This is a genomic window from Flavobacterium suaedae (assembly GCF_014642915.1).
GTDB classification, from domain to species: Bacteria; Bacteroidota; Bacteroidia; order Flavobacteriales; family Flavobacteriaceae; genus Flavobacterium; species Flavobacterium suaedae.
In genome coordinates this window covers 21,829-44,008 of sequence record NZ_BMJE01000009.1, presented here as the reverse complement: position 1 = coordinate 44,008, position 22,180 = coordinate 21,829, and the positions used below count along the sequence as shown (strand labels likewise).

23 protein-coding genes are annotated in these 22,180 nt (G+C 35.1%); 10 read left to right on the top strand and 13 right to left on the bottom strand.

Annotated features, from left to right (window positions below):
* Positions 1-103: 103 nt before the first annotated feature.
* From IEW45_RS14185 to IEW45_RS14175, 3 genes are all read right to left on the bottom strand, one after another.
* The gene (locus IEW45_RS14185) at positions 104-1,627 is read right to left on the bottom strand and encodes a malate:quinone oxidoreductase (protein ID WP_188621931.1); all 1,524 of its coding nucleotides are present in this window, start codon (positions 1,625-1,627) and stop codon (positions 104-106) included.
* 102 nt (positions 1,628-1,729) lie between these two features.
* On the bottom strand, positions 1,730-2,185 hold the full coding sequence (gene ruvX / locus IEW45_RS14180; protein WP_188621930.1) for a Holliday junction resolvase RuvX: 456 nt from the start codon (positions 2,183-2,185) through the stop codon (positions 1,730-1,732).
* A gap of 11 nt (positions 2,186-2,196) precedes the next feature.
* Positions 2,197-2,931, bottom strand: a complete 735-nt coding sequence (locus IEW45_RS14175; protein ID WP_188621929.1) for a class I SAM-dependent methyltransferase — start codon at positions 2,929-2,931, stop codon at positions 2,197-2,199.
* 141 nt (positions 2,932-3,072) lie between these two features.
* Here IEW45_RS14175 and IEW45_RS14170 point away from each other — a divergent pair, with 141 nt between their 5' ends.
* Together IEW45_RS14170 and IEW45_RS14165 are read left to right on the top strand one after the other, a co-directional pair.
* On the top strand, positions 3,073-3,888 hold the full coding sequence (locus IEW45_RS14170; protein ID WP_188621928.1) for a 2,3,4,5-tetrahydropyridine-2,6-dicarboxylate N-succinyltransferase: 816 nt from the start codon (positions 3,073-3,075) through the stop codon (positions 3,886-3,888).
* A gap of 9 nt (positions 3,889-3,897) precedes the next feature.
* On the top strand, positions 3,898-5,763 hold the full coding sequence (locus IEW45_RS14165; protein WP_188621927.1) for a glycosyltransferase: 1,866 nt from the start codon (positions 3,898-3,900) through the stop codon (positions 5,761-5,763).
* Here IEW45_RS14165 and IEW45_RS14160 read toward each other — a convergent pair.
* A complete protein-coding gene (locus IEW45_RS14160; RefSeq protein WP_188621926.1) occupies positions 5,708-6,541 on the bottom strand; it encodes a glycosyltransferase family 2 protein in 834 nt (277 codons plus the stop codon). The genes IEW45_RS14165 and IEW45_RS14160 overlap by 56 nt on opposite strands.
* A 45-nt stretch (positions 6,542-6,586) precedes the next feature.
* Complete coding sequence (locus tag IEW45_RS14155) at positions 6,587-7,351, bottom strand: lipopolysaccharide kinase InaA family protein (RefSeq protein ID WP_188621925.1); 765 nt, start codon at positions 7,349-7,351, stop codon at positions 6,587-6,589.
* A gap of 91 nt (positions 7,352-7,442) precedes the next feature.
* Between IEW45_RS14155 and IEW45_RS14150 the strand changes: the two genes are divergently transcribed.
* Together IEW45_RS14150 and IEW45_RS14145 are read left to right on the top strand one after the other, a co-directional pair.
* A complete protein-coding gene (locus tag IEW45_RS14150) occupies positions 7,443-8,297 on the top strand; it encodes a glycosyltransferase (RefSeq protein WP_188621924.1) in 855 nt (284 codons plus the stop codon).
* A 20-nt stretch (positions 8,298-8,317) separates the two neighbouring features.
* Positions 8,318-9,121, top strand: coding sequence for a glycosyltransferase family 2 protein (locus IEW45_RS14145; protein WP_188621923.1), 804 nt, complete (start codon positions 8,318-8,320; stop codon positions 9,119-9,121).
* Between the two features lie 2 nt (positions 9,122-9,123).
* On the opposite strand, the gene IEW45_RS14140 is transcribed toward IEW45_RS14145, so the two are convergent.
* Positions 9,124-10,236 carry a glycosyltransferase family 4 protein gene (locus IEW45_RS14140; protein ID WP_188621922.1) on the bottom strand — a complete coding sequence of 371 codons (1,113 nt, stop codon included), beginning with the start codon at positions 10,234-10,236 and terminating at the stop codon, positions 9,124-9,126.
* A gap of 104 nt (positions 10,237-10,340) precedes the next feature.
* On the opposite strand from IEW45_RS14140, the gene IEW45_RS14135 reads away from it, so the two are divergent.
* From IEW45_RS14135 to IEW45_RS14115, 5 genes are all read left to right on the top strand, one after another.
* Entirely contained in the window at positions 10,341-11,444 is a 1,104-nt protein-coding gene (locus IEW45_RS14135) for a DegT/DnrJ/EryC1/StrS family aminotransferase (RefSeq protein WP_188621921.1), read from the top strand.
* 3 nt (positions 11,445-11,447) lie between these two features.
* Entirely contained in the window at positions 11,448-12,023 is a 576-nt protein-coding gene (locus tag IEW45_RS14130; RefSeq protein WP_188621920.1) for an L-threonylcarbamoyladenylate synthase, read from the top strand.
* An 8-nt stretch (positions 12,024-12,031) separates the two neighbouring features.
* The gene (locus tag IEW45_RS14125) at positions 12,032-13,477 is read left to right on the top strand and encodes a CCA tRNA nucleotidyltransferase (RefSeq protein WP_188621919.1); all 1,446 of its coding nucleotides are present in this window, start codon (positions 12,032-12,034) and stop codon (positions 13,475-13,477) included.
* Between the two features lie 24 nt (positions 13,478-13,501).
* Positions 13,502-14,521 carry a COX15/CtaA family protein gene (locus tag IEW45_RS14120; RefSeq protein WP_188621918.1) on the top strand — a complete coding sequence of 340 codons (1,020 nt, stop codon included), beginning with the start codon at positions 13,502-13,504 and terminating at the stop codon, positions 14,519-14,521.
* Positions 14,522-14,614: 93 nt separating this feature from the next.
* Positions 14,615-14,797 (top strand): CsbD family protein, encoded by a 183-nt coding sequence (locus tag IEW45_RS14115; protein WP_188621917.1) that lies wholly within the window; start codon positions 14,615-14,617, stop codon positions 14,795-14,797.
* 96 nt (positions 14,798-14,893) lie between these two features.
* Here IEW45_RS14115 and IEW45_RS14110 read toward each other — a convergent pair whose 3' ends face one another.
* From IEW45_RS14110 to IEW45_RS14085, 6 genes are read right to left on the bottom strand one after another with little or no spacing between them, the layout of a single operon-like run.
* The gene (locus IEW45_RS14110; protein ID WP_188621916.1) at positions 14,894-15,649 is read right to left on the bottom strand and encodes a LytR/AlgR family response regulator transcription factor; all 756 of its coding nucleotides are present in this window, start codon (positions 15,647-15,649) and stop codon (positions 14,894-14,896) included.
* A 43-nt stretch (positions 15,650-15,692) separates the two neighbouring features.
* Positions 15,693-16,019 (bottom strand): 2TM domain-containing protein, encoded by a 327-nt coding sequence (locus IEW45_RS14105; RefSeq protein WP_229665961.1) that lies wholly within the window; start codon positions 16,017-16,019, stop codon positions 15,693-15,695.
* Positions 16,012-16,308 (bottom strand): 2TM domain-containing protein, encoded by a 297-nt coding sequence (locus IEW45_RS14100; protein ID WP_188621914.1) that lies wholly within the window; start codon positions 16,306-16,308, stop codon positions 16,012-16,014. The genes IEW45_RS14105 and IEW45_RS14100 overlap by 8 nt, the downstream gene beginning before the upstream one ends.
* 12 nt (positions 16,309-16,320) lie before the next feature.
* Entirely contained in the window at positions 16,321-16,935 is a 615-nt protein-coding gene (locus IEW45_RS14095; protein ID WP_188621913.1) for a 2TM domain-containing protein, read from the bottom strand.
* A gap of 3 nt (positions 16,936-16,938) precedes the next feature.
* Complete coding sequence (locus IEW45_RS14090) at positions 16,939-18,297, bottom strand: 2TM domain-containing protein (protein WP_188621912.1); 1,359 nt, start codon at positions 18,295-18,297, stop codon at positions 16,939-16,941.
* Positions 18,298-18,308: 11 nt separating this feature from the next.
* Positions 18,309-18,935 (bottom strand): tetratricopeptide repeat protein, encoded by a 627-nt coding sequence (locus tag IEW45_RS14085; RefSeq protein WP_188621911.1) that lies wholly within the window; start codon positions 18,933-18,935, stop codon positions 18,309-18,311.
* 157 nt (positions 18,936-19,092) lie between these two features.
* On the opposite strand from IEW45_RS14085, the gene IEW45_RS14080 reads away from it, so the two are divergent.
* Positions 19,093-19,950, top strand: coding sequence for a fructosamine kinase family protein (locus IEW45_RS14080; protein WP_188621910.1), 858 nt, complete (start codon positions 19,093-19,095; stop codon positions 19,948-19,950).
* A gap of 2 nt (positions 19,951-19,952) precedes the next feature.
* Here the strand turns inward: IEW45_RS14080 and IEW45_RS14075 are convergent, their stop codons facing one another.
* Entirely contained in the window at positions 19,953-22,109 is a 2,157-nt protein-coding gene (locus IEW45_RS14075) for a TonB-dependent receptor (protein ID WP_188621909.1), read from the bottom strand.
* Positions 22,110-22,180: the final 71 nt, after the last annotated feature.

Below are 22,180 nucleotides of genomic sequence, written 5' to 3'. Positions count from 1 at the left end.
TAAACGAACTTTTTTATATCATAGTATTTTTAACAATAAAAAATCGTTAATACAAAAAAGCCACTCAATTGAGTGGCTTTTTTATTATATAGCTAAAATTATGTTATTCGTAATACTTGTCATCAAGTTTATCCAGTTTTAATATTTCAGCAGCTTCATGGCGTACTTGTCGTAATAATTCCGGGTGTTTATTTAATGACTTACCGTATGAAGGTATCATTTCTTCCAGTTTCTCTCTCCAATCATCAGAGCTTACCATTTGAGGGAAGCAACGCTTCATAACATCAAGCATAATAGATACTGCTGTACTTGCCCCGGGAGATGCTCCTAACAATGCAGCCAGTGAACCATCGGCACTTGTAATAACCTCCGTACCAAACTCCAACTTACCTCCTTGTTCAGGATCTTTTTTAATTACCTGTACACGTTGTCCTGCTGTTTCCAGTTCCCAATCATCCATTTTGGCATCCGGCAAATAGCTACGTAATGCTTCCAACCTGTCTTCTTTAGACTGTGTTACCTGCTCAATTAAGTATTTAGTAAGTGGTATGTTATGATACCCCGCAGCAAGCATAGGTTTTATATTATTTAGTCTTATGCTTGTAGCTAAATCAAAATAAGAACCTTGTTTTAAAAACTTAGTACTAAAACCGGCATATGGACCAAACAGAAGCTCTCGCTTTCCGTTTATCACACGACTGTCAATATGCGGTACAGACATTGGTGGTGCTCCTACCGATGCTTTACCATATACCTTAGCATGGTGCTTTTCAATTACTTCTTCATTAGTACATCGCAGCCATTGCCCGCTTACCGGGAAACCTCCAAAACCTTCTCCTTCAGGAATATCTGATTTTTCCAGTAAGTGTAATGATCCTCCTCCTGCACCTATAAATACAAACTTAGCGTAAACACTTCTTTTTTCACGTTGCTCTAAGTCTTTTATTTTTACTTTCCATTTACCGTTACCTGTACCCGAACGACGAAGATCACGTACTTCATGACCAAAATGCATATTCACTCCCGGTTGTTTCCCCAACCAGTCAAACATATCTCGGGTAAGTTCGCCAAAGTTTACATCTGTACCTATTTTCATACAGGTAGCAGCTATTGGCTCGGTACTGTTCTCTCTCCCCTCCATTACTAAAGGCATCCATTCCTTTATTTTTTCAGGGTCTTCGCTATACTCCATTCCTTTAAAAATGGTAAACTTTTGTAATGCTTCATACCTTTTTTTAAGGAAGTTAACATTCTCTTCGCCCCACACAAAACTCATGTGCGGTATACTGTTTACAAAATCTTCAGGGTTTGTTATACGGTTTTGTTTTACTAAATACGTCCAAAACTGTTTTGACTGCTCAAAGAATTCAGCAATTTTCACAGCTTTTTGGGTATCTACTTCACCGTTTGGAAGTTGCGGAGTGTAGTTAAGTTCGCAAAAGGCAGAATGTCCTGTGCCTGCATTATTCCAGGCATCTGAACTCTCAGCAGCAGCTACATCAAGCCTTTCATAAATATCAATTCGCATTTCAGGCATTAATTCTTTTAGGAACATGCCCAGCGTGGCGCTCATTATTCCCGCGCCAATTAATATAACATCGGGTTCTGTTTGGGTAATTTGAGACATTGCGAAAGTTTAAAATGCAAAGGTAACTCTCGTAGTCTAAAACTTTTATTAATAAAGTATGATAAAAATCAAAAAAAGTAATTTTTACCGAAAATAAAGTTTTTAAAGGTTATTTTTTCGTGATAAGTAATCCTGAAGCATTATTGTTGCAGAAATCTCATCAATCAGCGCTTTATTTTGACGCTGTTTCTTTTTTAACCCACTATTTATCATGGTATGAAATGCCATTTTACTTGTAAAACGCTCATCAACCCCCTCAATAGATACTTCAGGAAAAGAAATTTTAAATTTATTAACAAATGCATTTATGAGTGGAGCACTTTGCGAAGGCTCGCCGTTCATTTGCTTAGGATCTCCTATTAAAACACGTTCTACTTTTTCTTTTTCGAAATAATTTTTTAACCATCCCAATAACTCTGCAGTTGCCAAAGTAGTAAGTCCTGAAGCTATCATTTGCATTTCATCAGTTACGGCTATACCCGTTCGTTTAGCTCCATAATCTATCGCCAGTATTCTCCCTTTTTGATTGTTTGCTTTTGCGAATAAATCACTACTCATAACTTAATTGTTTACATTTTCCCTATGCGCAAAAGTAACGGAAATGTTACACGTTTGTCGCTTTTTTGCCATGTTTCTTTTAGCGATTCCTCTATTAAATCAAAAGGATTACTACCATTTTCTTTTATATAATGTTGCACTGCCGACCATGTTTCTAAATAACCTTTCAGTTGTTTAAAACTCCATGTAAACTCATTAAAAAATTGTTTCTCAGGATAAATTTCCTCAAATGGAAAAGGTATTGTTTTGTAGTTTTCCTCTATATAATTTCGCTCACCATCCCAATATGGTCCCAAAATATCATGGTAAAAACGACTTATTATTCTATCAGTTGCTGAATTTGTTTTAAATAAGCCATACCCCATTACTGCAATAATTCCATCAGGTTTTAATAGCCTGTATACTTCTTTATAAAAAACATCAAAATTAAACCAGTGTATAGCTTGGGCCACAGTAATAAGATCAAAAAATGAATCTTTAAAATTAGTAGCCTCTGCTTTCTGCTCAGTATAAGTAATATTAGTTTTTTGTGTTGCATTTTGCAGTTGATTACTACTAATATCAATTGCATGTACATCTTTAAAATAACCAGAAAGCATTACTGCTACCTGCCCATTTCCTGTAGCAACATCAAGCGCAGTATCCAGACTTTTAGTATGAGATAGTATACAGTCAACCATCTCTTGCGGATAATGAGGTCGGTATTGTGAGTAGCCTTTAGCCTGTATCGAAAAATTATCTTTCATTTCCTAAAAACAAACTTTTGTAGTAAATTTAAAGAAATACATCACATTTTGGAAATAGAATGAAAAGATTTGTAACTTGATTCGATTATTTTCTAAGAATAGTTTAACCATATTACTATATTTGCCTTTAAAAGAATTGCCATGACCACCTTACAAACCATTATAGAAAACGCCTGGGAAAACCGAACACTTTTACAACAAGAAGAAACAGCCAAAACTATTCGTGAAGTTATAGAATTACTTGATTCAGGTAAACTGAGAGTAGCTGAACCTACCGAAAACGGATGGCAGGTTAACGAATGGGTTAAAAAGGCTGTGGTAATGTACTTCCCTATACAAAAAATGGAAACTATGGAAGCAGGTATTTTTGAATATCATGATAAAATGCCACTAAAACATAATTATGCCGAAAAGGGAATACGAGTTGTGCCAAATGCTGTAGCACGCCATGGTGCGTACATATCGTCAGGTGTTATAATGATGCCGAGCTATGTAAACATAGGCGCTTATGTAGATGAAGGTACTATGGTTGATACTTGGGCTACTGTAGGCAGTTGTGCACAAATAGGTAAAAATGTACATCTTAGTGGCGGTGTAGGTATCGGCGGTGTATTAGAGCCTTTACAAGCTGCACCTGTAATAATTGAAGACAATGCCTTTATAGGTTCGCGTTGTATAGTTGTAGAAGGTGTACGAATAGAAACTGAAGCGGTACTTGGTGCTAATGTTTGTTTAACAGCTTCTACAAAAATTATTGATGTTACAGGTAGCGAGCCGGTAGAAACCAAAGGTGTGGTGCCTGCAAGATCGGTAGTTATACCGGGTAGTTACACTAAAAAATTTGCCGCAGGAGAATATCAGGTTCCATGTGCATTAATTATAGGGAAACGCAAGCCTTCAACAGATTTAAAAACTTCACTTAACGATGCTTTGAGAGAATATAATGTAGCGGTTTAAATAGTGACAATGAGCGAAAATAAAGCTAAAATATCTGCTCTTGCCATTGTTTTTAATGAAGAGCAAAATATAAGGGAGTATTTACATAACATGTCGTTTGCAGACGAGATAGTTGTTGTAGATTCTTTTAGTACCGATGGTACTCCTGATATTATAAAAAAAGAATTTCCCGAAGTAAGATTTTACCAACGTAAGTTTGACGATTTTTCTTCGCAGCGTAACTATACCCTTGATTTAGCTAAGCATGACTGGGTTACTTTTTTTGATGCTGATGAAAGAGTAACACAAAAAGGAATTGACGAACTTGTAGATGTTGTAAACAGTAATCCTGAGGAAGTAGCACTATGGGTAAAACGAGTTTTTTACTACCAAGGAAAACCGCTTGTAAACAGCAACTTTAACGAAGACAGAACTGCAAGAATATTCAGAAAATCCAAATGTCGTTACTCCGATAAACTGGTACACGAAAAACTGGTTATAGACGGAAAAAGCCGTGTACTTAAATATGCTATAGAACACTACTCCTTTATAAATAAAGAAGACTTCCTTAAAAAGAGGCTTCACTACTCGCGCTTAAAGGCGAAAGAGTTTTATAATGAGGGAATATCTACCAATATATTTCACTTTACGGTAAGACCGGCTTTCCGATTTTTTAAATATTATGTTTTAAAATTCGGGTTTATAAACGGCAGGCGCGGTTACGAAATTGCACGTATACTTGGGTACCACGTATATATGCGTTATGTGTACCTGCGCGAAATGAATGCAGCATGCAAAAAAATACTTGTTATTCAGCAAAAAATGATTGGTGACGTGCTTGCCAGCAGTAGTATATGCAATACACTAAAACAGGAATACCCTTGTGCAAGAATAGATTACCTTATACATAATTTTACTTTACCTGTTGTAGAAAACAACCCAAACATAAACAGAATTATTCCTTTTAAGGAGGAGTACCGAAAAAGTAAGTGGGAGTTTTTCAGTTTTCTTAAAAAGATAAGAAAAATAAAATACGACATTGTTATTGATGCCTACGGTAAGTGGGAAAGTGGCATTATAACCTCCTTTTCAGGTGCTAAGGTTAAAGTAGGTTATAAAAAATGGTATACTTCATTCTTCTATAGTAAAACAGTTGTTCCTAAAAAGGATGTGTCAAACTCTGCGCTATACCACAGAATGCAACTTACACAAGCTGTTACAGGTAAAGAGCACCCTGTTACATTTCCTAAAATATACCTTACCGAACAGGAAAAAGACAAAGCAGTACATTTAATAGCTGAAAAACTGGATATCAACAAGCCTTTCTTTATAATAAGCTTGTTGGGTAGTGATGATATTAAAAGCCTGCCTGCTTCCGAAATGGCTAAAACTATTAATAAAATAGCCCGCACTTGTAATGGTGTTCAACTGGTATTTAACTATTTGCCGTCACAAAAAGAAAAGGCACAGGAAATATACAACCTTTGCAGCCCTGAGGCTAAAGCAGCAATAGCTTTTGACTTTTATGTAAAGAGTTTAAGGGAGTTTTTAGCAGTACTATCTTTCAGTAATGCCTTAATTGGTAACGAGGGCGGTTCTGTTAATATGGCGAAAGCTTTAGGTATACCTACTTTCACTATTTTCTCTCCGTGGATTAACAAAAATTCATGGAACATGCTTACGGAAAGTAACAATCACATTGCAATACATTTACAGGATTATTTCCCTGAAATTTACGGGGATAAACACCCTAAAGAATTTAAGGATAAGTCTTTAGAATTATACCAAAAACTTACCCTTAATTTATTTGAAAAAGAACTGGAAAAATTTCTTCTGCATGTTATGAAACAGGCGGAAGATCAAGCTCCTTTACAATACCGTAAGGAGTCCATTTAATATTCTTTTCTTTTACTTCTTTTCGTATTGCTAAATTAGCAGCAAGCGATTCAGGTGTTTTATACCCCCTACTATGGTCTAAATGCAGGCAAATAGCCTTATGTCTTATCTGCTTGCCTTTAACACCATAATTTTCAAGGCGTTCACCAAACTCCCTGTCAGGACCACCATATTTCATTCGCTCATCATAGCCGTTTATAGCTATCATATCTTCTCTGAACCCTGAAGAGTTACAATTATTAAATGAAGGATTGGTTGTAGTAATACTATCCAAAACTGTAGACAATACAGAACCTGATGCCAGCTTTAAAGTTTGAGAAAAGCCCAGTTTATCAATGCTTTTCAGCCATTTAACATCAAAACAACGTTGCGCTTCAATATCTTCTTTAGTAATAGCTTTACTGGTACTCATGGGTAGTTTACAGTACCCTCCTGATAAAAACTTGCCTTTTTCAGCATACTTAGCATGTACTTCTACAAAGTCTGCTCTTGGAATACAATCACCATCAGTCATAATAATATACTCATTGGCGGCTTCTACAATAGCTACATTAAGTATTTCCTGCCTTCTGTAACCTTTATCTTCATGCCATAGGTGGCGTAAAGGTACAGGATAGTTTGCTGCGTAACGATCTATAAGCTCCTTAGTAGAAGGGCGTGAACCATCATCTGCAACAATTACTTCATAGTCTTTATAGGTTTGCATGCTGTAGCCTATAAGCACCTTTTCTAACCATTCTTCGGCATTATAGGTACTTATTATAACTGATATTTTCATGTGTGGAGTATTTTCTTAAAAGAATAGCTGCAAAGGTAATACTTTTTAATTTTTCCTTAATCCCAGCTTTCTTTTAATGGCTCTTTTACGGTGAAATCTGTTAGCGAAGTACTCTGTATGTTTTACCATTAGCTTATAAACCTCATCATACGGTTTATTGTACAGCTTTGCATACTCATCACTCATTACCTTTATAAGGTGCTTTTCAGGCGTAAGTTTCGCCATATTAACAATACGGTCTTCAAGGTTCATGGTATTGCAAAACTTCATTCGGTTAAGGTCTACTAAAAAGAACTCGTAATTCTGTTCTCCTACCTTCTTTATTAGTGTATTACCCGGAGTATGGTCTAAAAAAGCAATTCCTTTTTCATGTAGCTGATAGGTAAACTGAGTAAACTGCCTCAATATAATTTCATGCTCAGGGTAATCAGGAATTTCAATTAATTGCCTGAAAGTTAAATCGGGATTCATTTGCTCACTCATGTAGTAACTATCCTTAAGCACTCCCTCGCTCCTGTTTTCAAAATAAGCTATTGGCTGTGGTGTACCTACCCCCTCTTGCAGTAATCGGTTAGCAAACTCATAAGAGCGTCTTGCTTTAGATTTCCTGAAAAAGCGATATACTATTTTGTTTATCAGGTTAGGAACTTTAAACGATTTTACATTTACTGTAATATCACCTAAAGGAAAAGTTTTAATTTTGTTACGTCTGCCATCTATAAACAAAGCACCCTTAGTAGAGAAGTTTTCAACAATATCAGTAATTTCCTTTTCATATTTACTAAAATCAGGGTGTATCACTTTGTTCATGAGCTAATGCAATTTTAAGCAAAAGTAACCAATTGCGTTTTAGACTTCAAATAATTGCTTTATTTTTACCGAATAATACAGAAATAAACCTATGTTCAATCATTACCTTATTACCCGTTTTAATTTAAAAAACCCAAAGTGGGATGTTACTAAAAATAATGAAACACTACTTAATGATGAATGGCTTGAACATAGACTATGGCTGTTTGAAAATTTCTGTCTGCCATCTGTTGTAGCACAAACCAACCGTGACTTTAACTGGTTGATTTATTTTGATGTTACTACACCTGAAACCTACCGACAGAAAATTGAAAAACTTTTATCCGGTCATGATAATATAAAGTTGTTTTATATAGAAGGTATGCCTGCTTTTTACCCTGAAATACAAAAGCTGATTGAAGCGGAAAGCAGCAATCAGCCTTATCTTATTACATCGCGCATTGATAATGATGATTGCATACACAAAGATTTTATAGCCGAAGTACAAAAGCAATTTAATCAGCAGGACTACATGGCTATTGATGTGATTAGGGGGTTTTCATTACAAATAAAACCAACTATAATGCTGGGGAAAAAGGAGCACATTTTTAACCCTTTTATCAGCCTTATAGAAAAAAATGATAATCCTAAAACAGTTTGGTTAAACGACCATAACCACTGGAAAAAAGAAACCCGAATTACGCAAGTTACCCACCGCAGGTTATGGATGTCTATAATTCATGAAAAGAATAAAGTAAATGAGTTTGACGGCTATGGCAATGTAAAATGGGAGGATGTTAAAAATGATTTTATGCTTTCGTCTGCTATGCAAACTACCATTACCGAAAATATATTACCACACAGCAAATGGGCATGGACAAGTTTTAAAAACGGGCTTTATGTTAACTGGGTTTTATTCAACAAAATGCTGAAAAAAGCATTGGGTATATATAAATTAAAAAAATAGTTTTTTGTAAAAACATTACTATGCAAAAATTACCTTCCTCAACACTCTTAATTACAACCTATAACTGGCCTGAAGCATTAGAGTTGATTTTAATGAGTTTACTTAAACAGACAAAAATGCCTGATGAGGTAATTATTGCTGATGATGGTTCTGGAAAAGAAACAAAAGAACTAATTGATAAATACAAGGAAAAGCTTAGTATTCCTTTACTTCACATTTGGCATGAGGATAAAGGCTTTAGAAAATCTATAATAATAAATAAAGCCATAGCACAGTCTAAAAGTGATTACATTATAGAAATAGATGGTGATATAATAATGGAAAAACATTTTATAGAAGACCATCTGCGTTTTGCTGAAGAGGGTATGTACTTATTTGGCTCTAGGGCTACTATTACCAAAGAAAAACTACCGGAACTTTTTAAAAAGAAGCTTATACATTTTAATTTCTCTTCAAGTGGTATTAAAAAAAGAGGGCGTACACTACGTATACCTCTGTTTATGAATTTTATAAAGCCTGTAGCATTACGTTCTAAGAAATTAAGAGGATGTAATATGTCTTTTTGGAAAAAAGATTTTCTTGCTATCAATGGGTATAATGAAAATATTGTTGGGTGGGGTATGGATGATTCTGAATTGATAGAACGTATGCACAATAACGGCGTATTGGGTAAGCGACTTAAATATACAGGATTGGCTTACCACATTTATCATAAAGAGCAGCCTAAAAACAACTTGGAAATAAATAAAAAAATAGAAAAAGAAACTACTGCAAAAAAAATAACTTACGTTGATAAAGGTATAGACCAATACCTTAAAAAATAAAACTATTTAAACTGCGCTGCTGCTTTATAAACCTTAAGGGTTTGCGGCGCCAATTTTTCTGCCATAAAACCTTCTTTTATAACAGCACTACCTTTAGCGGAAAAGTTTTCGCGTAATTGTGCATTATCTGTAAGTTTACTTAAACTCTCAGCAATAGTTTTATAATCTTTAACAGGACAAATAAAACCATTTACTCCATTTTCAATAACTTCAGGCATAACACCTACATTTGTAGAGACCGTTGGTACGCCTAAAAGCATAGCTTCCAAAACAGAAGTAGGTCCGCCTTCACGCTGCGAAGTCATTACAAAAACATCAAATTGATGATTGAATTTATATGCTTCAGGAATACGACCTGTAAAGAATATCCTGTTTTCAAGCCCCTTTTGTTTTACAAGCTCTTTTAATTCATCCGTTAGCTTTGTGTACTCTCCTATCTGCACAAAATAAGCATCTTTTTTATTCAGAGTATTAATAAGGTAATCTGCTGTTTCAATAAGCGTAAAATGGTCTTTCGCAGCTGTATGGTTGGCTATATTTCCTATTATAAAAGCATTATCAGGAATATTAAACTTTGTTTTAATATCTTCACCTTTATCAGTAGTATTTAAAATTTTAGGAGAAACACAATCGTGTATTACAATTGTTTTCTTTTTAGTAGCCTCATCTAATATAGCTGAAAATTCTTCTTGTACTCTTTTAGATACACATATAATAGCTGCTAAATTTTTATAATTGTATTTATACTTACTCAACAAGCTACTACGGCTACCCATTCCCTTTTTAGAAAAAACCGCTTTTGTTTTTAATCGGGTTAATAAATCTGCAATAGTATACACTGTAAGTGAATCACTGGTATGTAAATGAATTACATCAGGCTTTACACCCTTAACTACTTCTTTTAAATATAAATAGTTAGCAAATTTATTAAGCTTGTGCTTTTTAGCCTCTATAAACGCTATTCCTAAATCTTTACATTTATTATGTAATACAGAGTCTTTCACCCCAAATACAACATGTGATGTTCCCAGTTTTTCCAGTTCAGGGATATAATCTATAAGTTGTTGTTCATTACCTCCCCAACCTCTGGCACCTGATACGTGTAATACTTTCATAATAGCGTTTATAATGCACAAATGTAAATATTAAAAACTAAAGCATAGCACCTGCATATAATAACACAGTAACTTTCATTATTTTTGCTTTAAATCTGTATTTCATGATAAAATTTCTTGACCTCCAAAAAGTGAACCTGCAACATCAGCAGGAAATAGAAACCCGTCTGTTAAAAACATTCAGGAGCGGGTGGTATCTTTTTGGAGAAGAAGTAAAAGAATTTGAACAAAACCTTTCGGAATATATTGGTTGCCAGCATGCTATTGGGGTGGCAAACGGACTGGATGCTTTACGGCTTATATTTAAAGCCTATAGAGAAATGGGAATCATGAAGCCGGGTGATGAAGTTATTGTACCTGCCAACACCTATATTGCATCAATTTTAGCAGTAACCGATAATAACTTAATCCCTGTATTGGTAGAGCCTGATACTGATACTTATAATATTGACATCCATAAAATAGAAGAGAAAATTACAGCCAAAACCAAAGCCATACTGATAGTCCATTTATATGGGCAGGCTATTTTTTCTGAGAAATTAAAACAACTGGCGAAAAAGCATAACCTGAAAATAATAGAAGACAATGCTCAGGCTATTGGTGCGGAATGGAACGGTATAAAAACAGGAAATTTAGGCGATGCCGCCGGTTTCAGTTTTTATCCCGGCAAAAACTTAGGAGCTTTAGGCGATGCAGGTGCAGTAACAGTTAACGATAATGAATTAGCTAAAACAATTCGGGTTATTGCCAATTACGGCTCAGAGCAAAAATATGTAAACAAATATCAGGGATTAAATTCCCGTATTGACGAAGTACAGGCGGCCATACTCAATGTTAAGCTACCTCATCTTGATAATGAAAATGCACGGCGCAGGGAAATTGCCAAGTATTATATAGAAAACATTACAAACCCCAATATTACATTACCAAAACCACCAAAAGATGAGCTGGCTCACGTTTGGCACGTATTTGTAATACGCTGTACGCAGAGAGAAAAATTACAACAGTTTTTAACGGATAACAATATTCAAACGCTTATCCACTACCCTATACCGCCACACAAGCAGGAAGCATACAAAGAGTGGAATAATTTATCATTCCCATTAACAGAGCAAATACATAACGAAGTGTTGAGTTTACCTATAAGCCCTGTTTTAACCGATGAGGAAACACAAAAAGTAGTAAAAGTTATCAATCAATTTAAATAAAAGATGAGTAACGAAGATATAAATAAAGAGGTTCACAACGCGTATGAAGCTATAAAAGCAGGTGGAATTATACTATACCCTACTGATACCGTTTGGGGTATTGGTTGTGATGCTACTAATGCCGAAGCTGTAAAAAAAATATACGAGCTAAAACAGCGTGAAGAAAGCAAGAGTATGATTGTACTCATGAACAGCGACCGCATGCTGTATAAAGTGTTTAAAGAAATACCGGAAGTAGCCTGGGATATAATGGAGCTAAACGACAAACCCACTACCCTCATACTGGACGAACCTAAAAACATAGCACCTAACCTGGTTGCTGATGATAACACTTTAGGCGTTCGGTTGGTAACAGAACCTTTTTGCTATAAACTTATGGAGCGAATGAAAGTACCGTTAGTTTCCACCTCTGCCAACGTTAGCGGTATGCCTACACCAAATTCTTTTAAAGAAATAGACCATCATATTTTGGACGGCGTAGACTATGTCGTAAATTTGCACCACGAAAAAATCGCTGCAAAACCATCTACTATTATAAAGATAGGCAATGATTTACAGGTTAAAATTATCCGCCCTTAATTGAATTAATGAGAGAGAAAACTTCATATAAAGAAGCCTTACGTAATAAAATATTTGATATTACTTCGCAAGCCGCTCAAAATAGTAACGTTGATTGCTATGTTATTGGCGGTTATGTAAGAGACTTTCTTTTAAAACGAAATTTTAAAAAAGATATTGATATTGTTGCTGTTGGCAGCGGTATAGCACTTGCTAAAGAGGTAGCAAACCTGCTACCAAACAAACCCAAAGTACAGGTTTTTAAAAACTATGGTACAGCTATGCTTCGTTATGAAAATGCACCCGATGATTTTATTGATGTAGAGTTTGTAGGCGCACGTAAGGAATCGTACCAATGGGAAAGCCGTAAACCACACGTTGAAACAGGAACACTGGAAGACGACCAAAACCGACGTGATTTTACTATTAACGCTTTAGCACTATCGCTTAATAAAGATAACTTCGGGGAGCTGGTTGACCCTTTTAATGGTGTGGAAGACCTTGAAAATAAAGTTATCCGCACACCGCTAGACCCGGATATTACCTATTCGGATGACCCTTTGCGAATGATGCGTGCTATACGCTTTGCGGCTCAATTGGGCTTTGATATAGAAGGCAAATCACTAAATGCTATTACCCGAAACAAAGAGCGTATTAGTATTATATCAGGAGAGCGTATAGTAGACGAGCTGAATAAAATATTAATGGCAGATGTCCCTTCTGTTGGGTTTAAACTATTATACGAAACAGGTTTACTGGATATTATACTCCCTGAACTTACCGCACTGCAAGGTGTAGAGGAAGTAGAAGGACAAACCCATAAGGATAATTTTTATCACACACTTGAGGTAGTAGATAACATAGCCCCAAATACTGATGATGTTTGGTTACGCTGGTCTGCACTACTGCACGATATTGGTAAAGCACCTACTAAAAAGTTCAGTAAAAAAATAGGTTGGACATTCCATGGGCATGAATTTGTAGGTGGCAAAATGGTTAAAAAACTTTTCCAAAGGCTACACATGCCGTTAAACCACAAAATGAAGTACGTAGCAAAAATGGTAATGCTAAGCTCCCGCCCTATTGTGTTGGCTCAGGATATTGTTACCGATTCAGCTGTACGACGACTGATTTTTGATGCAGGTGAAGATATTGATGATTTAATGACACTTTGCGAAGCTGATATTACTACTAAAAATCCTAACAGGTATAAAAAGTACCATAAAAACTTCCAGATAGTGCGCCAAAAAATTGTAGAGGTAGAAGAACGTGATCACGTGCGTAATTTTCAGCCACCAATTAGCGGAGAGGAAATTATGGAAACCTTTAACCTGAAACCATCAAGGGAAATAGGCACACTTAAAGAAGCTATAAAAGAGGCAATACTGGAAGGGGTTATACCTAATGAACGTGAAGCTGCCTATGCCTATATGATGGAAAGAGCTGAAAAAATGGGGTTGAAAAAATTAGACTAGAAAACAACAATAGCACACACAAATATGAAACAAAATAGAGCTGTCATAATCTGGTTACTTTCCGGTTGCCTGCTTGTATTTATCATGGTGGTAGTAGGTGGTATAACTAGATTGACAAATTCCGGTCTATCGATGACGGACTGGCATTTGGTTACCGATACCTTCCCCCCTATGAGTGAAGAGAAATGGAGTGAGGCTTTTGAAGAGTATAAAAAGTTCCCTGAATACCAAAAAATCAACATCCATAATGATTTTACTCTTGAGGACTATAAGTTCATATACTTTTGGGAATGGTTTCACCGCCTTATAGGCCGTGTAATTGGTATTGTATTCATCATACCTTTTATTTATTTCCTTATTCGTAAAAAACTGGATAAAGCTACTATTGGTAAGTGCCTCATCCTTTTAGGTATGGGAGCTTTACAGGGCTTTTTCGGATGGTTTATGGTAAAAAGCGGTTTGGTGGACCATCCTGATGTAAGCCACTTCAGGTTATCGTTACACCTTACCTTTGCTTTTGTAACCTTTGCTTATACCCTTTGGGTAGCTTTAGATTTAATTTACCCTGAACGCAAAAACCCTATTATACCTTTAAAGAAAATTGCACGTATTGCGCTAATACTATTATTACTGCAAATTATATACGGAGGTTTTGTTGCCGGGCTTAATGCGGGGCTTATACATAACCATTGGCCTTTAATGAGTGATGGGCAGTTTATGCACGACAGTATTTTTATAGAAAAAAGTTCATTACCGCTTGCCTTGGTTGAAGGACAAAGTGGGGTGCAGTTTGTACACCGTACTATGGCTTATGTTGTAGTAGGTATGATTTTATTTTTATACTTCAAAGGTAAAAAATTCGCTCTTGATGTACAGCAGAAAAACGGACTTAACGCACTTGTAGTAATTGTATTTATACAGTTTGCTCTAGGGGTATTTACTTTATTGTTAAGGGTTCCGCTATGGTTAGGGTTGGCACACCAGGTAGTAGCATTCTTTTTACTTACTGCAATGACATATACATTGCACAGAATCAGTAAATAAACTTTGTGATAACCTTAGCACTGTTTTGACAGTAATTTTGCATTTGGAGTGGTAATTTTATAATGTAATAAAAACTAAAAAACATTATACACCATGCCAAATCAAGAAGAATTTAAAGGAAACTGGAACGAGTTTAAAGGAAAACTTAAACAAGAATACGGAGAACTTACTGAGGATGATTTAACCTATGAAGAAGGTAAAGAAGATGAAATGTGGGGACGCCTACAAAAAAAATTAGGTAAAACAAAAAAAGAGATAATGTCTACTTTTGAATAATCTGTTTTTAGGTAAAACCACTTTTTAAGACTGTTTTATAAACCTGCATGCTATTCACTCTAAGAAATACATGGTTTATAAAACAGTTTTTTATTGCTAGTTGCCCAACCATTCCCTAAAGTCATTTACACGTTCCCTACTCACTATAACTTCATCAGTATAAGTAGGTAAAATAACTTTTAAACGGGAGTTTGTATATACAACTATATCCTGTATTGTTTCTATATTAACAATATACTTTCGGCTTACTCTGTAAAACTTATCGGGATCTAATTCTCCTTCCAGCTGCTCCAAAGTAGTATCTAAAAGGTAATCCCTACCCTCGGTTGTATGAATATAAGTCCCTTTATTTTCACTAAAAAAACATTCGGCATCATCAACATTCACCACTTTAAGGCGTTGACCCATTTTTATAGTAAATCGCTTTTTATAGCTTTTATCAATTGGGTTTACCAGCATACGCTTTATCTGTTCAAAATCCATTGACAGGTTCTGCGGTTGTGGTCTGTTCTCTTTATACTTATTAATAGCTACCGTTAAATCATCTTCATCTATAGGCTTTAATAAGTAATCTATACTATTTAATTTAAATGCGCGCAGTGCATATTCATCATAAGCTGTTGTAAAAATAATGGCACTGTTTATAGTAACCTCATCAAATATTTCAAACGAAAGCCCGTCAGAAAGCTGAATATCTAAAAATATTAAATCAGGATGCGGGTTGTTTTGGAACCAATTTATAGCTTCTTCAACAGAGTGTAAAAGCGTTTCCGCTTCTATATCCTGCTTTTTTAATTTACGTTGTAAAAGTCTTGCTGCCGGTTTCTCGTCTTCAATAATTATAACATTCATAGTTGGTAAGTTGGTTACGTTTATAATTTATAATGAAGTTTTATTACTCCCATTTACTTGATTTATCTTCCTCGTCCTGCATAAATTCTCTAAGTTTTTTATCTTCCCAGTTATTCCCTAAAAACAACGTAGAAGCAAAAACTCCAATAGCATGAAAAAGCACTGCAAAGCCCCAGAAAATTGGAGTCCCAAAAGTATTAATGGTTAAAAAATCATCTACTGAATCTTTGCTTACCCATTTTATTATTAAACTTACTGAATTGAATAACACATATACTAAAAGGTGAATATAAAAGCCTTTTATACTTCGAACTCTTTTTTTAGCTCTTTCATATCTGTAATCCTCAATAAAGGAGTTCTCTTTATTCATATTTTGTTTTTCTTTCATATTCTTTCTCCATTAATTCTTTTATTTTTCTTTCTTCCCAGCGCTTATTGTTTATTACAAAAGTAGCTAAAGCATGCATTAGGATACCTATACCCCAACCTACAACTGAATATACAAACCAGTAATAGTGCGGAGAAAACTCCAGATTTATATAAATAATTAATGGAGTAACTATACAATAACAAGCTAAATGAATGTAAAAAGCTTTTATTTCTTTTACTCTTTTTTCGGCTCTTTTATATGCTTCCTTACGGTCAAAATCATCTTCCATAACTATAATTATTTAGTTTTTTTTATTGTTGATTTGCTCTTTTTGTACTAATTCTTCAATTTTTCGCTGCTCCCAGCCTTTCCCCATAAATAGTGAGCTGCTGTACAGTTTAAAAAAATGAATAATAAGACCTATAGTCCAACCGAATGCAGTACCGTATGCTATGTATACAAATACATCATTTTCTTCTTTTATACCTACCCATAACAGTACTGCCAGAATAATAATTACTATTACATAGGCAGTAAGGTGCCTGTAGAAGTTTCTTAAAGTACGTACTTTATTTTTCACTCTATCGTACTGCATTGCTTTGCTTATTGGCTCTGCTGTAGTGTTGGGCGTGTTTTTATCTTCTTCTCCCAGTAGTTCTTTCAGCTTTTTTTCTTCCCAGCTTTTACCCATAAACGGCATATAGCCATATGCTTTTATACCGTATATTAAAAGCCCTGCTCCCCATGAAACCACAGAGTACCAAAACCACTGAAATTGCGGACTGTATTTAAGGTTTATATATATAAGTATGGCGTTTGTAACTATATATATAAGTAAGTTAAAGTAAAAACCTTTTATCGTTTTTATTCTTTCAACAGCCTTATTATATGCGTGTTTATTAAAATCTTTTTCCATTTTTTAATTCCACTTATTACTATTCTCTTTTTCTTTATCTAAAAACTGCTTGATTTTTCGTTCTTCCCAATCGTTCCCCAAAAACGGCATATATTTAAATACCGTGGCTCCGTGTATTAATACACCTATACCCCAACCCATTGCAGGATATATAAACCAAATACTATGGGGCGATGTAACAAGATTTAAAACCATTAACCCTGTCATTACTGTAATGTATGATGTTAAGTGACCGTAAAAGCCTTTTATTTCTTCTACTCTTTTTTGGGCTTTATAGTAACTGTTCTCTTTATCTGCATACGTTGGCTCTTCCATTATTGTAACTTGTTTAGTAAGTATGGGCAGCCTTACAGTAAAATATTTTTCTGTCTGCTGTATTGCTACCTGCTTATCTGTTAATATTGCATAACGGCTTATAATATTTTGCAAGCCTACCCCTTTCCTGTCTCTTAATACCTCTTTCTTCCTATAGTCGTTTTGTACTACTAAGTAACCACCTTCTTCAAATATTTTTATGTGCAGTGGTTTTTTATCGCTTACTACGTTATGTTTTATGGTATTTTCTAACAACAACTGTAACGATAGCGGAACTACTTTGGCTTCTGGGTTTATAACCTCCTCCGGCATTTCAAAGAAAATACTGTTTTCAAACCTCATTTTAAGCAGGCTCATATATGTCTTTGCAAATGCTAGTTCTTCTTCTATACTTACAAGCTCTTTATCGCGCTGTTCCAGTACATATCGGTATATTTTAGAAAGCGATGTTGTAAAGCGTTGGGCTCCATCGGTATCTTCTTCAATTAATGATGTTAATACATTAAGACTGTTAAACAAAAAGTGAGGGTCTATCTGGTTTTTTAATGACTCAAACTTTGCTGAGGCAGTACCCGCTATTATTTTTTGTTGTTTTACCCTATTCTCCTGATTTTTTTTATAAAAGTAAAACACATGCCCCAGTACACTCATAATAAGTGTTATAATTACCGGGATATAGTACATGGAGATACTCTCTTCCGATATAAACTCCTGCCAGCTTTCGCCTTCAATAATAATATCTTCAAAAACTCTAAGAAGAATTACTATAATTACTGAAATAATGAACGAAGCAAGAAAACCTACCGCTATTCGTACTACCGGTAATACACGTTTTTCTTTAAACAATATTTCTGTTCCTGCAAACACCATTGTATTTGCAGAATATAGCGATAATGTATAAAGCATTGTCATAAAGAACCCCGGTACAACATGCTTACTCCAGCTTACTTCTTCACCCGCTGCAACCTTCATTACTACAAGTACTATAAAAATTATAAAACCGAGTCCTATAGCTTTAAAAAGGTTTTTATATAATGCTTTAATCATTTGTTTTGTTTTTATTCTTCGTTACAAGTCGCTGCTATAGCTTTTGCTCTGTCAAGTCCCCATTTTGGATGAAAAGGCGATTCCGGTTCAAAATTTTCAAATAACACAAGGGATTTCTTTATCTGCTCACATATAGGAGCGGTATCCGTACCGAAATATTTCGCTCCTCCCAATTCAAACTCTGCTTTACAAAACACAACCCTTGGGTTGTTAGGAGCCAGTTTTAGTGCTTTTTCATAAATTTGGTTTACAATACCTGATAGTTTCATACCATTCGTCATAGGGTCATAGGCTATCCAAGCTGTGTGTATCATTGCCTGCATTACCAAAAGCTCTGCATTATCAGGCGACAGCATAGTGGCTTTGTCCTGTGCCTCTTGCGCTTTGTTTAATAACCCTGTTATTTTCTCTTTGTCTTTTGTTGTAAAAGCCTCGGTAGTATTAGCTAAAGCTATATAATAATACGGTAACCAGTTATCTTTTTCCGCAGCACCTATTCTTTCAAAAAGTGCTACAGCTTCTGTTGGTTTGTCTTCGCTCCATAAAGCAAAGGCTTTTTCCATTCCTGCTTCATATTTTGTTTGGGCGGTTATTATACCACAAACTAATATTGCTAATGCTGTAAATAATCGTATCATATCTCTGTAAATTTAAAAATTGTTTTTCTTTTTTTAACAGTACAAATATTGTAAGTATTAAGCACCTAATAAAAAGTGTATTACTGAACTGTTAGTTTTACATGACGAATTGTGTTTTTTAATTAGATTTGTTAGTAAGGAATAATAAAACCATATTATGCAACTAGTTAATATACTGGAAAACGACTTTGATTTTAAAGTGAACAACCTAAGCACTGTACATGGTGGCAGTATTAACTCTGCTTATTTGATAGATACTACTAAGGGTAATTATTTTTTAAAGGTAAACGATACTCACAAATATCCTCAACTTTTTGAAAAAGAAGCCAATGGTTTAAAAACGCTTCAGGAAACCTCAACATTTTATATCCCTAAAGTAATAGGTTACGGAAATAATGAAGAAAGCCAATATTTACTTTTAGAATGGATTGAAGAAGGCAAACCCGAAAAAAATACGTGGCAAAACTTTGGAGAAAAGCTGGCTTTTATGCATAAGCAATCTGAAAAATCTTTTGGTTTTGCAGAAGATAATTATTTAGGTACTTATATACAGCAAAATACACTAAACAAAAACTGGGGTGAGTTTTACGGACTGCACCGTATTATGCCCATGATAAAATTAATCTACCAACAGGGTAAAATTGACACCAATACTGTAAAAGCTGCCGAAAACTTCTGCAAAGAACTAAATAATATATTCCCTGTTGAACAGCCGGCACTATTACATGGTGACTTATGGAGTGGCAATTTCATAATTACCAAATCAGGGGATGCGGCTTTAATAGACCCTGCCATTTATTATGGACACCGGGAAATGGATATTGCTATGAGTAAGCTGTTTGGCGGATTTTCTCCTGAATTTTATGCAGCTTATAATAATACCTATGTTCTGGAAAAAGGATGGGAAAAACGTTTACCTTATGCACAGCTTTACCCCTTGCTTTTCCATGCCTGGGCTTTTGGCGGTAATTATGTTACCAGTTGTAAACAAATAGTTGACCAATTTGTAGTATAAAATTATAGGTTATCCAACTGATTGGTTTTCTTATCAGTGCTAATTGTCCAGAAGAAACCAACAAAAAAGAACCTGTCTGCCGGTTGTGTAATTGCCTGCCTCATATACTGCCCGTTAGCATTAGGGGTATTTGCATAGTTATAACCAAACACATTATCACTCCCCATAACATTAGATACCGAAAAGAATAGTATTTTTTGCTGACTTAATAACCATGCCCAACTAAGGCTAAGGTTATTATATGCTTTGGTTTGACTGTTCATAAATGTACTTTCATTCGGGTTATCATACGGTCTCCCTGAGTTGAACGAGTATGTTACCCCCAACTGTGATTTTAAATCATTTATCCAGTACTTTGTAACTATCGAAAAGTTATGCTTTGCAATGTATGATGGGGTTACCTGATATTCATAATTTTTATAATCACGTTCACTATCTATAAAAGAGTATGACACCCAATATTGCATATTCTTTATAGATTTTTCATCTCTCCAGAATAAATCTACGCCTTGGGCATACCCCTCTCCTAAATTGTTATAAGTACTGTTGTATTGTGGCGATTGCGTGTCGTATTTTATCAGGTCTTTATAATCTTTATAATAAGCCTCTGCCCTAAAAACTTTACCTTCGTTATTATACATGTAATTAGCTATGTAATGTGATGTTTTTTCGTAATCAGGTGTACTGTAATATTTAAGGTAATCTTGTTTAGGAGTTTGGTAAAAATCACCATACGCTAAAGAAAACTGTCCTTTTTTACCTGCTTTATAGGCTAAAGACACTCTTGGCTCAATGGTAGTATTATCTACTATCTCGGAATAAGAATTTCTCCACCCTGCTTTTAAAGCTAAATCTTTCGAAAAGAATATATCGGCTTCAGCATATACGGCACTTATAGAATTATTGTACTCACTGTTGAATGAAAAAATATTTGGGTCGTTATAATCCTCATTAAAGTCCGTTAAAAAATAATCACTACCAAAAGACAGTTTAAAACGGTTAGTAATTTTCTTTTTAAACTTTAATTTAATATGCGAACTGTGCTCTCTGTTTTTTACATCAACACCATTTATTCCTATATCATTATGGCTATACCCGTAACTAAACCCTGTATGAATAACCCATTGGTTAGGTAACATACCGTTGTATGATGCATTGGTATAAAAGTTATTATTATCAATACCGGTACGCACAGGTTCTTCAAAATTTACATCCTCCTGATTTATACTAAAATCAGCATAGTCAAAAGCTGCATAAACTTTTAATAATCCACTAGTAAATTTATAACGGTATACTGATTCCCCTGCTAAAGACTGATAGGGTTTATTCCATGTAATATTTTGAGGTATTAATTCCTGATAAGGCTCTAAGTTAATATACGACAGATTAAAACTTAATGAGCTATTATCCCACATTTTTGTATTACCCAAACCAAGCCCCAATGTCATTAAAGAAATATCAGTTTGGTTCTGTGTAGGTTCATCAATTGTTTTTAATAACAGTACGCTGGATAAAGCCTCACCATATTCTGCCGAATACCCACCAGTAGAAAAAGTCATTCCCTTAAACAAAAACGGAGAAAAACGTCCGCGTGTAGGTAAGTTGTTTGCCGTTGCACCATAAGGTTGCGCCACCCTTATACCATCAATAAAAGTTTGCGTTTCGTCAGCTTCTCCACCCCTAACGAAAAGCCTTCCACTTTCACCTACAGTATTTGTACCCGGTAAGGTTTGCAATGCTGACACTATATCTCCCATAGAGCCTGCTGTAGTTACAATATCAAGTGGTTTTAAAGCATTTACTTTTGCATTATCTCCAGCTTCAAACGTTCCGGCAGAAAGTACTACTGCATCAAGAGTGTTTACACTTTCTCGCATTTTAAATGTTTGCGCTTTATAACTTTCAACTACTATCGGCTGTCGTACATCTTCAAAAGAAATAAACGAAATTACCAATACCTGATTTCCTGTTTCGGCAGTTTCAAATGAGAAACTTCCATCTTCTCCTGAGGTTGCGCCGTCATAAGTACCATCAAGGTAAATATTGGCTGCCATAAGCGGGTTGCCTTTACCGTCAGTTATCTTTCCGCTGATTACATGTTGTGCATTAGCTGTAAAATATGTTAATACTAAAACTGTGAATGTAAATAGTGCTTTCATGCCTTTGGTTGGTTTGTTTTTACAAGGCAAAGATGCACAAGGATTACAGCGCGACATAAAAAACAATACTG

Bases quoted from the DNA above. Each gene is read 5' to 3' on its own strand.
- IEW45_RS14185 (WP_188621931.1), bottom strand. From the start codon at position 1,627: ATGTCTCAAATTACCCAAACAGAACCCGATGTTATATTAATTGGCGCG.
- ruvX (WP_188621930.1), bottom strand. From the start codon at position 2,185: ATGAGTAGTGATTTATTCGCAAAAGCAAACAATCAAAAAGGGAGAATA.
- IEW45_RS14175 (WP_188621929.1), bottom strand. From the start codon at position 2,931: ATGAAAGATAATTTTTCGATACAGGCTAAAGGCTACTCACAATACCGA.
- IEW45_RS14170 (WP_188621928.1), top strand. From the start codon at position 3,073: ATGACCACCTTACAAACCATTATAGAAAACGCCTGGGAAAACCGAACA.
- IEW45_RS14165 (WP_188621927.1), top strand. From the start codon at position 3,898: ATGAGCGAAAATAAAGCTAAAATATCTGCTCTTGCCATTGTTTTTAAT.
- IEW45_RS14160 (WP_188621926.1), bottom strand. From the start codon at position 6,541: ATGAAAATATCAGTTATAATAAGTACCTATAATGCCGAAGAATGGTTA.
- IEW45_RS14155 (WP_188621925.1), bottom strand. From the start codon at position 7,351: ATGAACAAAGTGATACACCCTGATTTTAGTAAATATGAAAAGGAAATT.
- IEW45_RS14150 (WP_188621924.1), top strand. From the start codon at position 7,443: ATGTTCAATCATTACCTTATTACCCGTTTTAATTTAAAAAACCCAAAG.
- IEW45_RS14145 (WP_188621923.1), top strand. From the start codon at position 8,318: ATGCAAAAATTACCTTCCTCAACACTCTTAATTACAACCTATAACTGG.
- IEW45_RS14140 (WP_188621922.1), bottom strand. From the start codon at position 10,236: ATGAAAGTATTACACGTATCAGGTGCCAGAGGTTGGGGAGGTAATGAA.
- IEW45_RS14135 (WP_188621921.1), top strand. From the start codon at position 10,341: ATGATAAAATTTCTTGACCTCCAAAAAGTGAACCTGCAACATCAGCAG.
- IEW45_RS14130 (WP_188621920.1), top strand. From the start codon at position 11,448: ATGAGTAACGAAGATATAAATAAAGAGGTTCACAACGCGTATGAAGCT.
- IEW45_RS14125 (WP_188621919.1), top strand. From the start codon at position 12,032: ATGAGAGAGAAAACTTCATATAAAGAAGCCTTACGTAATAAAATATTT.
- IEW45_RS14120 (WP_188621918.1), top strand. From the start codon at position 13,502: ATGAAACAAAATAGAGCTGTCATAATCTGGTTACTTTCCGGTTGCCTG.
- IEW45_RS14115 (WP_188621917.1), top strand. From the start codon at position 14,615: ATGCCAAATCAAGAAGAATTTAAAGGAAACTGGAACGAGTTTAAAGGA.
- IEW45_RS14110 (WP_188621916.1), bottom strand. From the start codon at position 15,649: ATGAATGTTATAATTATTGAAGACGAGAAACCGGCAGCAAGACTTTTA.
- IEW45_RS14105 (WP_229665961.1), bottom strand. From the start codon at position 16,019: ATGAATAAAGAGAACTCCTTTATTGAGGATTACAGATATGAAAGAGCT.
- IEW45_RS14100 (WP_188621914.1), bottom strand. From the start codon at position 16,308: ATGGAAGATGATTTTGACCGTAAGGAAGCATATAAAAGAGCCGAAAAA.
- IEW45_RS14095 (WP_188621913.1), bottom strand. From the start codon at position 16,935: ATGGAAAAAGATTTTAATAAACACGCATATAATAAGGCTGTTGAAAGA.
- IEW45_RS14090 (WP_188621912.1), bottom strand. From the start codon at position 18,297: ATGATTAAAGCATTATATAAAAACCTTTTTAAAGCTATAGGACTCGGT.
- IEW45_RS14085 (WP_188621911.1), bottom strand. From the start codon at position 18,935: ATGATACGATTATTTACAGCATTAGCAATATTAGTTTGTGGTATAATA.
- IEW45_RS14080 (WP_188621910.1), top strand. From the start codon at position 19,093: ATGCAACTAGTTAATATACTGGAAAACGACTTTGATTTTAAAGTGAAC.
- IEW45_RS14075 (WP_188621909.1), bottom strand. From the start codon at position 22,109: ATGAAAGCACTATTTACATTCACAGTTTTAGTATTAACATATTTTACA.